Origin of the sequence: Aliivibrio kagoshimensis (assembly GCF_050337105.1) — a bacterium.
Lineage (GTDB): Bacteria > Pseudomonadota > Gammaproteobacteria > Enterobacterales > Vibrionaceae > Aliivibrio_A > Aliivibrio_A kagoshimensis.
In genome coordinates this window covers 26,447-40,624 of the sequence record NZ_JAKJSQ010000025.1, presented here as the reverse complement: position 1 = coordinate 40,624, position 14,178 = coordinate 26,447, and the positions used below count along the sequence as shown (strand labels likewise).

The 14,178-nt window shown below is 44.3% G+C and carries 14 protein-coding genes; 4 read left to right on the top strand and 10 right to left on the bottom strand.

The window, feature by feature from the left end; all coding sequences use genetic code 11:
- The first annotated feature begins 12 nt into the window (after positions 1-12).
- Together L4C32_RS10255 and L4C32_RS10250 are read left to right on the top strand one after the other, a co-directional pair.
- On the top strand, positions 13-486 hold the full coding sequence (locus L4C32_RS10255) for a phosphate-starvation-inducible PsiE family protein (RefSeq protein WP_428196783.1): 474 nt from the start codon (positions 13-15) through the stop codon (positions 484-486).
- 74 nt (positions 487-560) lie between these two features.
- A complete protein-coding gene (locus tag L4C32_RS10250; RefSeq protein WP_428196782.1) occupies positions 561-905 on the top strand; it encodes a YajD family HNH nuclease in 345 nt (114 codons plus the stop codon).
- Position 906: 1 nt separating this feature from the next.
- On the opposite strand, the gene clcA is transcribed toward L4C32_RS10250, so the two are convergent.
- The 5 genes from clcA to yfbV all read right to left on the bottom strand — a co-directional run bounded on the left by clcA (position 907) and on the right by yfbV (position 6,034).
- Positions 907-2,316, bottom strand: coding sequence for a H(+)/Cl(-) exchange transporter ClcA (gene clcA / locus L4C32_RS10245; protein WP_428196781.1), 1,410 nt, complete (start codon positions 2,314-2,316; stop codon positions 907-909).
- A 196-nt stretch (positions 2,317-2,512) separates the two neighbouring features.
- Positions 2,513-3,307: an ABC transporter ATP-binding protein gene (locus L4C32_RS10240; protein ID WP_428196780.1), complete on the bottom strand. Its 795-nt coding sequence runs from the start codon at positions 3,305-3,307 to the stop codon at positions 2,513-2,515.
- Between the two features lie 16 nt (positions 3,308-3,323).
- Positions 3,324-4,223, bottom strand: a complete 900-nt coding sequence (locus L4C32_RS10235; protein WP_428196779.1) for an ABC transporter permease — start codon at positions 4,221-4,223, stop codon at positions 3,324-3,326.
- Positions 4,224-4,323: 100 nt separating this feature from the next.
- Positions 4,324-5,292, bottom strand: a complete 969-nt coding sequence (locus L4C32_RS10230) for an ABC transporter substrate binding protein (protein ID WP_428196778.1) — start codon at positions 5,290-5,292, stop codon at positions 4,324-4,326.
- A 292-nt stretch (positions 5,293-5,584) separates the two neighbouring features.
- A complete protein-coding gene (gene yfbV, locus L4C32_RS10225) occupies positions 5,585-6,034 on the bottom strand; it encodes a terminus macrodomain insulation protein YfbV (RefSeq protein ID WP_428196777.1) in 450 nt (149 codons plus the stop codon).
- A gap of 325 nt (positions 6,035-6,359) precedes the next feature.
- On the opposite strand from yfbV, the gene L4C32_RS10220 reads away from it, so the two are divergent.
- Positions 6,360-7,556, top strand: coding sequence for an acetate kinase (locus L4C32_RS10220; protein WP_428196776.1), 1,197 nt, complete (start codon positions 6,360-6,362; stop codon positions 7,554-7,556).
- A 58-nt stretch (positions 7,557-7,614) separates the two neighbouring features.
- Positions 7,615-9,777, top strand: a complete 2,163-nt coding sequence (pta, locus tag L4C32_RS10215) for a phosphate acetyltransferase (protein ID WP_428196775.1) — start codon at positions 7,615-7,617, stop codon at positions 9,775-9,777.
- 76 nt (positions 9,778-9,853) lie between these two features.
- On the opposite strand, the gene recR is transcribed toward pta, so the two are convergent.
- The 5 genes from recR to L4C32_RS10190 all read right to left on the bottom strand — a co-directional run bounded on the left by recR (position 9,854) and on the right by L4C32_RS10190 (position 14,154).
- On the bottom strand, positions 9,854-10,453 hold the full coding sequence (gene recR, locus L4C32_RS10210; protein WP_428196774.1) for a recombination mediator RecR: 600 nt from the start codon (positions 10,451-10,453) through the stop codon (positions 9,854-9,856).
- 3 nt (positions 10,454-10,456) lie between these two features.
- A complete protein-coding gene (locus tag L4C32_RS10205; protein WP_428196773.1) occupies positions 10,457-10,789 on the bottom strand; it encodes a YbaB/EbfC family nucleoid-associated protein in 333 nt (110 codons plus the stop codon).
- A gap of 87 nt (positions 10,790-10,876) precedes the next feature.
- Complete coding sequence (gene dnaX, locus L4C32_RS10200) at positions 10,877-13,045, bottom strand: DNA polymerase III subunit gamma/tau (RefSeq protein ID WP_428196772.1); 2,169 nt, start codon at positions 13,043-13,045, stop codon at positions 10,877-10,879.
- A 105-nt stretch (positions 13,046-13,150) separates the two neighbouring features.
- Entirely contained in the window at positions 13,151-13,696 is a 546-nt protein-coding gene (gene apt, locus L4C32_RS10195) for an adenine phosphoribosyltransferase (protein ID WP_428196771.1), read from the bottom strand.
- A 50-nt stretch (positions 13,697-13,746) separates the two neighbouring features.
- Entirely contained in the window at positions 13,747-14,154 is a 408-nt protein-coding gene (locus L4C32_RS10190; protein WP_428196770.1) for a YbaN family protein, read from the bottom strand.
- Positions 14,155-14,178: the final 24 nt, after the last annotated feature.

The window sequence follows — 14,178 nt, the reverse complement described above, 5'->3', positions numbered from 1 at the left end:
TTGGGAATAGAGATGACCTCAACGACCGCAACAAGCAAGCGTCGCTACCACACCTTTTTATTAAATAGTGATTGGCACTCTCGAATTATCGGTTTTTTAGTCGGTATTTTAATGATTGCCATCTACCTTTGGATTTTTCTTGGTTTCTCTAACCTATTGGTTCATCTCTGTCACGCCTATCAGAACAACAGTTGGTCCCATGGCGCTGAAACCATGATTAAGGATGTGGTGATTCTGCTCGCATCACTAGAGTTAATCCGTCTGTTTCAATCCTACTTAATGCTTGGTCGAGTTAAAGTGACCTTTATTCTAGATGTGGCTTTAGTGGTTCTGATTGGTGAATTAATCAGTTTATGGTATCGAGAGTACGAAATTAATGAGGTACTGCTGAGTATATTTGTTATCACGATCCTTACGGCTTTGCGCATTGTTACCACGAAATTCTCTCCTGATAACGCCAACAGTGAGAGTGAGCTCGATAGATAAAACCACGATAAAACGATTACAACCACGAACAACAGCGGTAAACTAGAGCAAATTGACTGTAATAGGTAAGAAGTATGTCTTCTGATTTCTATGGCACCAGTGCCAGTTACGCTAAAAATGAACAGGGCTATCGTGAAAAAGCCCTCAAACTGTTTCCATGGGTCTGCGGCAATTGCGCTCGAGAGTTTGTCTACTCAAACCTCCGTGAATTAACCGTGCACCACAAAGATTCCGACCATACTAACAACCCTAACGATGGCAGCAATTGGGAACTCTTGTGTCTATTCTGTCATGATCATGAGCACTCTAAATATACTGAGCATGACCAATATGGCACAGAAATCAAAGCGGGAGAGGATGATCATCAAGCGGCCACTCATAACCCTTTTGCCGATTTAAAAGCGATGATGAAAAAGTAACTTAGCACTGTTCAGAGGTTGGTGTTGTTAATCCAGCCTCTTCATTTGCTTGTCGCTTCACCTCTTTATTGGTGATCAGAGAGAGTTTTAACAGTTCAGAGTAAAGAGGCTTACCTCCTAACGCTTGAGCAACAAAGGTCGCTCCCAAACAGGTCATTAATAGAGGTAGAATCAACTGGTAGTTATCCGTCATTTCCACCACTAAGATAATCCCTGTCACTGGTGCTCTTACGGTCGCGGCAAACAGTGCCCCCATCCCAGCAACCGCATATACCCCTGGTTCAGAAACCATATCTGGAAATAGAGTCGCGGCAATGGTGCCATACGCTAACCCTAATAGTGTTCCTAACGTCAACATAGGTGCAAATACACCACCGGGTGCTCCTGAGGCAAAACAAGCGACCGTACCAAACACTCGTACTACAAACAGCAACACCATAATCATCCAAGCCATAGGGCTTTGAAACAGTTCAGTGATGAGCTCGATCCCACTCCCCGAGACTTCTGGCCTTAGCAGATATAACAGTGTAAATATGCCCCCAAATACCGCTCCAGTAAGGACAATTCTCGACGTTTTATTCGCCTGCTTTGCTCTTAAGTATTCCGTACTTTTTAATATCCACTTATTGAAATTCACTCCGACAATACCAAAAATCGTGCCGAGCAACAGAAACAGCCACAATGAGTTCAACGGTGGCACGTCAAAATGAGGGATATCCATCACTGCCTCTTGTCCGTGCAGAGATCGCATAACAATAGTCGCCATTGCAGTGGCTAACGTGACGCACTTTATAGAGGTCATGTTATATTTAAATTGCGGACGCATCTCTTCGATCACAAACAGGATGCCTGCCAGTGGCGCATTAAAGGCGGCTGCCAACCCTGCCGCCGCACCTGCTGCCGTTAATATGTGCTTCCCATGTTTATAACGTTTAGCGGTATCCGCAAACATACGTCCGATAGAACCACCAATTTGTATTGAAGGGCCTTCTCTACCCAAAATCATGCCAGAGCCAATAGCCAATGTACCGGCAATGAATTTCACCGGAAGCACTCTCTTCCAGCGAATATCATGAATACCATCTAGTGCCCCTTCAATATGTTGGATACCGCTTCCCGCTACCTCTGGAGCCAATTTGCAGGTCATCCAAAAGGCAATCGCAACCATAACCGCCCCCACCAGCACCGCTAAAACAGTGGTCATAAAGTAGGGAAGTTGAAATCCATGCAGCAGCGACATTCTCTGCTCAGCGACCCACACAATCGCCCCTTCAAATAGAGCAACAATACACCCTGTGGTCGCTCCCACGAGTGCTGACAAAGCAAGAAGCACCATGTAGTCATATTTGGTGGTATAAAGCCGAGGGGATAACCGATGTTTTAGACGCTGAAATTGCTGTAATTTTGCCATTAAGTTTTGCGAACCAGAATTAGAGGTGAGGAGGTGGATGTACACTCTTATTATAGGCCTATGGTTTTGTGTGTGGTGACTTTGTACGCCTCATTTATGCAAAATTAGATTCTATAAGGTTCGCTTTTTATAGTATCGGCAATAAAAAAGGTAAGGCCAGCGCCTTACCTTGTTAATCATTACCGAAAAAGCATCTCTAATTTAACAGTAAACTATCGTCGGCAAGCTCTTCACCTCTGACCTTAGTAAACATTTCAAGCAGATCTTTGACATCCATATTAGCGCGCTGCTCACCAGCGACATCCAAAACAATCTTCCCCTGATGCAGCATGACCGTTCGATCACCACACGCTAAAGCATCTTTCATTGAGTGAGTCACCATCATTACCGTCAAATCAAAGTCTTTAACGACTTTTTTGGTTAAATCGATAACAAAAGCCGCCATACGAGGGTCGAGTGCCGCCGTGTGCTCATCCAGCAACAGTAACTTGCTGTCAGAAAGTGTGGCCATAACAAGGCTCACCGCTTGTCGCTGCCCACCTGACAACAAACCAATATTGTCACTCAACCTGTCCTCAAGCCCTAACCCTAAAATGCTGATTCGCTCTTGAAACAGTTTTCTACGATTGGTTGAGAGAGCCAGTTTCCATGTTCTGGTTTTACCTCGACTATAAGCCAACGCCATATTCTCTTCTATGGTCAATGCACCACACGTACCAGCAAGTGGATCTTGAAACACTCGAGCCGCATATCGAGCTCTTTGATAGACACTCTGACGGGTCACATCATGATCATCAATACAGACTCTGCCTGCGACCATAGGGGTTTCCCCTGTCACCGCACCTAATAATGTTGATTTACCCGCACCATTTGAGCCGATAACAGTTAAAAACTGGTGCTCGGGAACTTCAAGGGTAACACCACGTAATGCCTTGTTCTCAAGAATAGTACCTTCATTAAAGGTAACTTGGATATTATCTAACTGAATCATAATTTCTCCTCTTTACCTATGCTTGAGAGACGGTTTTTTTCGGACGTAGCTTGCCTTTCATTTTCGGGGCTACCAAGGCAACAGCAACAAGAACCGCGGTGACTAAATTAAGGTCAGACGCTTTCAATCCAAACATGCCACTACTTAAGGCAAACGCAACCGCTAATCGGTAAAGTACGGATCCTAAAATAACGGCAACGACTGCCACCCATATTTTTCTTCCTGGGATTAAGGTTTGCCCGAGAATCACCGCAGCAAGACCCACGACAATGGTTCCTACGCCAGACGTTACATCAGCAAAACTGTTAGTTTGAGCAAACAGTGCGCCGGAGAATCCGACAAAAGCATTGGACAGCGCTAAACCAAAATAGGTGTAGAATCCCGTGCTGCCACCTTGCGCATTCACCATACGGCTATTCACGCCAGTGGCACGAAGGGCTAAACCAAAATCACTGGCCAGTAAGCGAATAATGAACCACGCACTCAATAGCACAAGAACACCAACCACTAAGGGCCTTGCATACATAGGATCAAGCCCCATGTTTTCAAATGGTGTAAGAATAGTCTCTTCGCCTAACAAGGCGATGTTGGGACGTCCCATAATTCGAATGTTAATTGAGAAAGCGGCAATCATAGTTAAGATACTGGCAAGTAGATGCAAAATACCACAACGCACAGCCAAGAAACCTGTCACTAATCCAGTCATACCACCAGCAAGAATAGCAAAAACAGTCGCAATCCAAGGATTAACACCAGAAACAATCGCGGTAGCGGCAACAGCAGCGCCCATTGGAAAGCTGCCATCCACACTCAAATCGGGGAAATCAAGTACTCGGAAGGTTAAGTAAACACCCAGTGCCACTAACCCATATACCAACCCTATTTCTAAGGTTCCAAAAAAAGCAAAAGCAGACATTAAAACTCCCTTTATACTGCTAGCCTTACCACTGATTGACACATCAGCAGTAAGGGCGAGGGTAATAGTTCAAGCCGACATCCATCGTCAGCTTATTTGGTTACTCTACGATTTTTGTCGCACGAGATTCAACGCTACTAGGGAAGTTAATACCAAGTGTCGCTGCCGCTTTTTTGTTTAATACCAAGTCTGAACCTTCTGCGATTTTAACCGCAAGATCTCCAGGTTTTTTACCATTCAAAATAGCGGCTACATAATCGGCTGTTTGAACACCTACTTGGTAATAGTCGAAACCTAATGCCGCATAAGCACCATTTTCGATATAAGTTGTAGAACCACCAAATACAGGGGTTTTTGCCATGTTAGCAGCGACTATCATGCCATCAATTGCACTCGCCACTGTATTATCAACCGCGGCGTAAATCACATCGGATTTCTCAACAATGATCTGCGTTGCAGATTGAACATCAGCACTTTTCAGCGCCGTAGCTTCAACGACTTCTAAGCCTTTGGCCGCTGCCGCATCTTTTAATAGTTTCACTAACGTAACCGCATTCGCTTCACCTGGGTTGTAAACCACACCGATGGATTTCACTTCAGGCATAATTTCTAGAATCAAATCGACATGCTGCGCCACAGGCGATAAATCAGAAAGACCCGTTACATTGCCACCTGGTTTATCCGCATTTTTCACCAGTTTTGCTCCAACCGGATCAGTCACCGCGGTAAATACAACTGGCAGGTTACGGGTTGCAGCGACTAAGGCTTGAGCAGTTGGTGTCGCGATGCCAACTAATACATCTGGCTGTTCACCAACAAACTGACGTGCAATCTGTACTGCGATTGCTGGGTTACCTTGTGCCGTTTGAAAGACAAACTCTAAATTTTTTCCTTCAACAAACCCTTTCTCTTTCAACCCATCCAATAGACCCTGACGAGTAGCATCTAAAGCGGGGTGTTCAACGATTTGTGAAACCGCAACCTTTGCGACCTTAGCCACGACAGTCGTTGATGCGAATAGAAGCGATCCTGCTATACATGCTGCTGTAATGATATTCGAAGCTTTCATGCTATCTCCTTGATAGTATTCCGATGTTGTATTTATCCTTGGTCAATTTATTACTTTTAGTTATTAGCCAGCATCGACTAATTTATGACCTTCTCTATTTATCCCAAAAAAATGGCAGAAAATATACATTTTATTAACAATATTTGTCATTTTTTTGCTCTATTAACAGCATTCACCCGATATTTGGTTGCTATATGAATAATTTGCAGACGATTGCATATCGAATTTCAAGCAAAAAAAAGCACTCTAATAAAGAGTGCTCACAGTATTGGCTAGAGAATAACTATCGAAATTAGAACCAGCGTTCTAAGGCATTTTTATCGAGTTGTTTAAATGCTCTATTAAGAATTTTAGCTAACTCTTTATATCTCGGGTTCTTCCTCGCCGGCTCTAAAGCGATGCCTGATTCGACGATCTTTTGATGCAACTCTCGGTACCAACCGGCAAGTGCAGGGGGAAGCTGAGTATTGGAACGATTTCCTAACCACCAAAAACCCTGTAAAGGAAGACTCAGGGCGAACAGAGCCATAACAATCGCTTGAGGTATCGCGCCATAATTTTCAAAAACCATCTGCGTGAGAACACTAATTACCGCGACAGCAGGCATAACTTTGATGGCAAAACGAGTTGTCTTAATGACTCGTTGCTCTGGGAAGATTGGAGCTAACTCTTTTCGAACAGGCCAACTGTCCATGTATTTCTGACCATCACGAAAACGGAATAAAAATTGTTGTTCACTCATTTTAACTTCTCCCGCATTCAAAAAAGTTTGTAATTATTAAAAAATAGCTATAACAAACTTGATTAATATTAATTTTTTTACTGATTTTTTTGTTATCCTACGCACATTAATGCTCTTTAGCTATTTTACCCATTGTTGCTTTTATTTCTGAATAAGGCAACTCTGATTACTCTTCGCTAAAAAGTTCATCAAGCTCTATGTCTCTTTACATAGATTTTATGGCTATTTAATCAAGAATAGACGACGAGTCATAAATGTCGACTATTCTTGAAAATAGACTCTAAATACTACATTACATTTTCAGACAATTAATAGGTAAGCAAACATGTCTAAGCTGGTTTTAGTTTTAAATTGCGGTAGTTCCTCTCTTAAATTTGCTGTTGTCGACCCTGCTACTGGTGAAGAACACCTAACAGGTTTAGCTGAGTGTCTTCACCTTCCAGAAGCTCGCATTAAGTGGAAAATGGATGGCAAACACGAAGCTCAGCTAGGTAATGGCGCCGCTCACGAAGAAGCACTCGCATTTATGGTTGAATCAATCCTTGCTTCTAAGCCTGAGCTTGCACAAAACCTGACTTCAATTGGTCACCGTGTTGTTCACGGTGGTGAGAAGTTTACTAAATCTGCACTTATCACTGATGAAGTTCTACAAAACATTGAAGATTGTTGCGCACTAGCACCACTTCATAACCCTGCTCACATCATTGGTATCAAAGCAGCCCAGGCCGCATTCCCAGCACTTAAGAATGTTGCAGTGTTCGATACTGCTTTCCATCAGACAATGCCTGAAGAAGCGTATTTATACGCACTACCGTACAACTTATATACTGAGCACGCTATCCGTCGTTACGGCATGCACGGTACTTCTCACCTTTTCATCACTCGTGAGTGTGCCAATGTTCTCGATAAGCCAGTTGAAGAGCTAAACATCATCAACTGTCACTTAGGCAACGGCGCCTCTGTTTGTGCAATTAAAAACGGTCAATCTGTCGATACCTCGATGGGCCTGACACCTCTTGAAGGTCTTGTAATGGGAACTCGTTGTGGTGATATCGATCCTGCAATCATCTTCCATCTGCACGACTCTCTAGGTTACTCAATTGAAAAAATCAACACGATGCTGACTAAAGAGTCTGGTCTACAAGGCCTGACTGAAGTGACATCTGATTGCCGTTTTGTTGAAGATAACTACGGTGCAAAACCTGAAGCGACTCGTGCAATGGATGTATTCTGTCACCGCCTAGCAAAATACGTTGCTGGTTACACTGCAACACTTGAAGGCCGTTTAGACGCTATCGTATTCACTGGTGGTATCGGTGAAAACTCTGCACCTATCCGCGAAATGGTTCTTAACCGTTTAGCCATTCTTGGTGTTGAAGTCGATACTGAACGTAACCTTAAAGCTCGCTTTGGCAAAGAGGGTACTATCACCACTGATAGCAGCCGTGTTCCTTCACTGGTTATTTCAACCAACGAAGAGTTAGTGATTGCTGAAGATACAGCGCGTCTAACAAGCAACTAATTAAGCCGGCCAGCCAGTTGGGTTGGCCATTTTCACGTAACGTGTAGAGGAGTTTCTATTGTCTCGTACAATTATGCTTATCCCTGTGGGTGCTGGTGTTGGTTTAACATCAGTGAGTCTTGGTGTTCTTCGTGCAATGGAGCGTAAGGGTGTTAATGTTGCATTCTTCAAACCAATTGCTCAGCCGCGTTCAGGCAGTGAACAGCCGGATTTAACCACAACAATCATTCGTTCAAACAGCGACATGATGGTTGCAGAACCAACAACGATGGCCCGTGCTGAAAATTTGATCAGTAATGACCAAACAGACGTACTACTCGAAGAGATTGTTGCTCACTTTAAAGAAGCAACTAAAAACTCTGAAGTTAGCTTAATCGAAGGCTTAGTACCTACTCGCAAACACCCGTTTGCTAATCAGGTTAACTTTGAAATTGCTAAAACCTTAGGTGCAGAAATTGTCTTTGTTGCCGCACCAGGTACTGATAATCCATCACAGTTGAAAGAGCGCATTGAAGTGGCTTGTTCAAACTTTGGTGGGATAAAAAACAAACAGATTTCTGGCGTTATCATTAACAAATTGAATGCGCCTGTCGATGAAGATGGACGTACTCGTCCTGACCTGTCTGACGTCTTCCATGACGTTGAAAAAGATAATCAAACCAATCTCGAAGTGATGCAGATCTTCAACTCAAGTCCAATTCGAGTGCTTGGTTGTGTGCCTTGGAGCATCGAACTGATCGCCACTCGTACTATTGATATGGCTAAGCACTTAAATGCAACCATCATCAATGAAGGTGAGATCAATAGTCGTCGTATTAAGAGTATTACTTTCTGTGCTCGCTCAATTCCTCACATGGTTGAACACTTCAAGCCCGGTTCACTGCTCGTCACAGCGGCTGACCGTGGTGACGTTATCGTGTCTGCTTGTCTTGCGGCAATGAATGGCGTTGAAATTGGCGGTCTACTGCTAACTGGTGGCTACGAAATTCCTCACCAGATTCATACTCTGTGTGAGCGTGCTTTTGCCACTGGATTGCCTGTATTTACTGCAGAAACAAATACGTGGCAAACCTCTCTTAGCTTACAGAGCTTCAGCCTTGAAGTTCCTGCTGATGATAAAGAGCGTGTTGAACACGTTAACGAACATGTTGCAGGTCACATTGATGGCCAGTGGATTGACTCTCTATCTGAAGGCACTACGGGATCTCGTCGTCTTAGCCCACCAGCATTCCGTTACCAGTTAACGGAATTTGCTCGTCGCGCTGCTAAACGTGTTGTTCTTCCGGAAGGTGATGAGCCACGTACCGTTAAAGCGGCTGCTATCTGTGCTGAACGAGGCATTGCAAACTGTGTTCTTATCGGTAACCCTGCTGAGATTCACCGTGTGGCAGAGCTACAAGGCGTAGAGCTTGGCCCTGGTGTTGATATTGTTGACCCTGAAGAAGTTCGTGAGAAGTATGTTGCGCGCTTGGTTGAGCTGCGTGCCAATAAAGGCATGACTGAAGTTGTTGCTAGAGAGAAACTGGAAGATTCAGTATTCCTTGGCACTATGATGCTTGAACGTGGTGAAGTTGATGGTCTTGTTTCTGGTGCGGTTCACACCACCGCTAACACCATTGTTCCACCATTCCAAATCATCAAAACAGCACCTGATGCTTCCATCGTATCTTCTATCTTCTTCATGCTTCTGCCTGATCAAGTTCTCGTATACGGTGACTGTGCGATTAACCCAGATCCAACCGCTGAGCAACTAGCTGAAATCGCGATTCAATCTGCTGACTCTGCAATTGCATTTGGTATCGACCCTCGCGTAGCAATGATTTCGTACTCTACCGGTGAGTCAGGTAAAGGCGCAGACGTTGATAAAGTTCGTGAAGCGACCAAACTTGCTCAAGCCAAACGCCCTGATCTTATTATTGATGGGCCTCTTCAGTACGATGCCGCTATCATGGAGAACGTTGCTGCTTCTAAAGCACCGAACTCTCCAGTGGCTGGTAAAGCTACCGTATTCATCTTCCCAGATTTGAATACAGGTAATACGACGTACAAAGCGGTACAGCGTTCAGCAGATCTTGTCTCAATTGGTCCTATGCTTCAAGGCATGCGTAAACCAGTTAATGACTTATCTCGTGGCGCTCTGGTAGACGATATTGTTTACACCATCGCTCTAACGGCGATTCAGGCTGATCAAGCCGCTACTGCTGAAAAATCAGTGAACTAATACTGATTATTCACTCGCAATAAAAACGGCCGCTGATTTTCATCAGCGGCCGTTTTTTTATCTTCAATGGTGAAAGCTAAAGTTTTAATCGACCTAGAATCGAGTGTGATAGCGTTGTTCCATCTACTAACTCTAACTCTCCACCCATAGGTACACCATGGGCAATTCGACTTGCTGGGACTTCATGCTCTTGGCATAACTCAGCGATGTAGTGGGCAGTAGCTTCCCCTTCTACCGTTGGGTTCGTCGCTAGAATCACTTCAGTAATGCCACCACGAGACAGACGGTGATCTAATGTATCCAGACCAATATCACTTGGCCCAATGCCATCCAATGGTGACAAGTGCCCCATTAACACAAAGTAACAACCTGAAAATTGTCCCGTCGCTTCAACGGCAACAATATCAGCAGGGCTTTCAACCACGCATAGCTGACCGTTCTCTTTGCGCTTATAGTTCAAGCAAATGGCGCACGTCTCTTCTTCAGTAAACGTTCGGCATTCGCTACAGTGACCAATATCAGTCATTGCTTGGGCCAGAGCCTCGGCCAATTTCAAACCACCTTGGCGGTTTCGCTGTAACAGATGAAAGGCCATACGTTGAGCCGACTTGGGACCCACCCCAGGTAGACAACGTAAGGCCTCCATCATCTGTTCCAGTAAATTACTGGTACGCATTGATTAGAATGGCATCTTAAAACCTGGAGGCATTTGCATTCCACCAGTGACATCACCCATTTTCTCTTTTTGAGTCTCTTCTACACGACGTGCTGCATCGTTAAAAGCTGCTGCGATAAGATCTTCAAGCATATCTTTATCATCTTCCATCAAGCTTTCATCAATCTCAACACGACGAACACTGTGACTACCATTGATGGTGATTTTTACAAGACCTGCTCCAGACTCACCCGTCACTTCCATCTTAGCTATCTCTTCTTGCATCTTTGCCATGCGATCTTGCATTTGCTGGGCTTGTTTCATCAAGTTGCCCATTCCGCCTTTACCACCAAACATATGATTCTCTCTTGTGTGTTGTAGAGTTATAAACTAACAATTAATAGATGGGGCTATTGAACAACAAATTCAAGCCCCGATAACGTGTTAAATTGGGCGTACACTTTCATTATCAATGGATGCTGCATAACGCTCCATCATGGTATTAACATGCTCATCGGCCTGTAAGTTTTGATACGCCACTTGTAATTTTCGTTGATAGAGGCTCTCTCGAAGTTCTAACGGAGTGACACCATCACCGCCTAACTGAACCGTTATTTGACAAGGCTTCCCAGTCACTTCAGAGATACCCTCAGCTAACAGTTGCTGCGCTTTTTCACTATTTAAATGTGCTTGATCACTGCGCAATATCAGCATAATTTGTTCACCCTGTTCATTAGATGATTGCAGCTGATAAGCGGAGTTTAACGCGAGTTGTTGTACCAATTTAGCCACGTTCAAACGATTAACCGTTGATGACCAACCATCTTGTTGCGCTGACTCTTCAACCAGCAGATCGATCATCTCCGGTGTCTTCTCATGCTCCAGAGCCTGTTTCAATAGTGTTGGTGTCACTTGTTCTTTTTCTACTTCAACTTCTGGCTGAGTCGGCTTCCACTGATAACTGTTATCGTTGTTATCATGTGCAGCCAGCCCTTGTTGAGGAGCATCTACATTAATATCTACACCATGAGAAATATCAGTTCGCGACGACTGCGCAACATACGAAGACGGGTGTTTTTGAGCCAGTCGCTCCACCGCCGACGATGCTGTAGTAGTAACAGAAGTCGCTTCACCCTTTTTTGGTGCTGTACCCGGTCTGGTCAACCCTTTTTTTCTGCTTCGTAGCTGATTCAATGCGCCTAAAGCACCTGACTGACCAAAGTTAGCAGGCGTAGACCCTGCCATCGGAGCTGAAACCGGTGACTGTGTGTTGATTGGCGGGGGGGGTGTGGGTTCTCTATTTGCAGCTTCTTGCTCTGCTTGTGCGTATTCGTGATACTCATTACCCTGCTGCTCAATATCGGCTTTAGATGGTTCCTCTGTCGCCATTGATTGCAAAGTCGGTGTTACATCTGTCTTTATAGGCGCTGCCGTCACGTGTTCTGCCTTCGAAGTTGCCTGAACGGGTTCCTGAACCACAGGCTCAGAACTGGGCACTTGAATCGATTCCGGCGAGAACTCAACCGTTGCAACGGGTCTAAACGCTAACATGCGAAGCAAGATCATTTCGACCCCACTTTTTCCATTCGGTGCGAAAGGCAGATCTTTTCGTCCCTGCAGAGCAATTTGATAGCAGAGTTGAATATCTTGTGGGTTTAACACCCGACTCAATAACTCAATACGTCCTGCATCAGGTTGAGTGTTATCTAAACTCGCAGGGAGTGCTTGATACATGGCAACACGGTGTAACTGAAGGGCCAACTCTTTGATTAACCCATCCCATTCAACACCAATATTCGCCAACTCATTCAAACAGTTCATGGTCTGCTGAGCCTGCTTACTGCTCATCGCTTCTAATAAACGCAACGCTTGATCCGTATCAAGTGTACCAAGCATCGCTGCGACGGTATCACTGTTGACGACTCCATTCCCTAAAGCGATCGCTTGATCCGTTAGGCTCATGGCATCACGCATACTTCCCTCTGCCGCGTGCGAGATCAAACTCAATGCGCGAGAATCTGAACTGACTTGCTCTTGTTGCAGCACAAAGTCAAGTTGAGCGTGTATCTGATCCACATTGATATGCTTTAGATGAAACTGCAGACAACGAGACAATATTGTCACGGGGAGTTTTTGAGGATCTGTCGTGGCAAGTAGGAACTTCACATACTCGGGCGGCTCTTCAAGCGTTTTTAATAACGCATTAAAGCTATGCCTTGATAGCATGTGAACTTCATCAATCAGGTAGACTTTAAAGCGGCCTCGTGCAGGTTTGTACTGCACATTATCTAGCAGCTCTCTGGTGTCTTCTACTTTGGTGCGTGAAGCGGCATCTATTTCAAGCAGGTCAACAAAGCGGCCTTCATCAATCTCTTTGCAAGTATTACAGATGCCACAAGGCGTAGCAGTAATACCCGTTTCGCAGTTTAATCCCTTAGCAAAAAGGCGACCTATGGTGGTTTTCCCCACCCCACGAGTACCGCTAAATAGATAAGCATGATGTAGACGGTTGTGTTCCAACGCATTTTCTAGCGCGGTAAGCACGTGAGCTTGACCAACCACATCTTTAAAACGATGCGGTCGCCATTTTCGTGCTAATACTTGATAACTCATAGATTAGTGCCCTACCAAATTAAGGCATTTATCCTAGCATATGAGGCAAAAAGAGACGAGTATTAACAGACTATACGAGCACTCTATAACCAATCCAGGTCTGCTTTAGTGCCCTTCAAATTCACAAATGCTGTAAACATCGATACCTAAAGCAACTAAACGTTGTTCACCGCCAATTTCAGGTAGATTAATAACAAAAGCCGCATGGTCAGCACTACCACCCAACTGACGGATCAGCTTAGTCGTCGCTTCTATGGTTCCACCCGTTGCAAGCAGATCATCAACCATTAGCACTTTGTCACCTTCTACAATGGCGTCCGTGTGGATCTCTAACGTGTCGGTACCGTATTCCAGCTCATAATCTTGAGATACCGTAGCGCGTGGTAATTTCCCAGGTTTTCTTACTGGAATAAAACCTACACCTAACTCTAATGCGAGTGGTGCTCCAAATAGGAACCCTCTCGCTTCAGTACCAACGATTTTAGTGAATCCCATATCGCGGTATTTATCCGCTAGATTTTTAATAGTGGCTTGATAAGCCTGCGGGATTTCCATCAAACTAGTGACATCTCTAAACAGAATGCCCGGCTTCGGATAATCAGGAATGGATTTAATGCTATTTTTTATTAAAGCTAATGCTTCTACATTCATGTTAATACCAATTTATTGAAATGATTTAATTCCAAAACATGGTAGTGACATTATTCTTTTTCAGCAACCGTTTGAATCAAGTTTAGGTCAACTTCTTTACGGCTCGGTAAACGAATAAACCAAAAAAGCAGCATTGATGCGAATAAAAACAGCAACGCTTTCAGCCACAGCAGAGGAACAAACCAAATTGAGAGGCTAAAGCTGAAAATAATCAATATTACCGCTTTCAGTTTCACTCTCTTTGATACTGCGCGATGCTGATTCCAATCCAAGATGATAGGACCAAAAGTCGGATGGCGAGTCAACCAATGATAGAAACGCGTTGAGCCTTTCATAAAACAGCTACTGGCTAATAGTAAGAATGGGGTCGTCGGTAGCAGAGGAAGAAAAATGCCTAATACCGCGATACAGACAAAAATCCAGCCCAGTGCGATATAAATGAAACGTTTTATTGTCATTTTACCTCCCTCTTATCAAGTTTG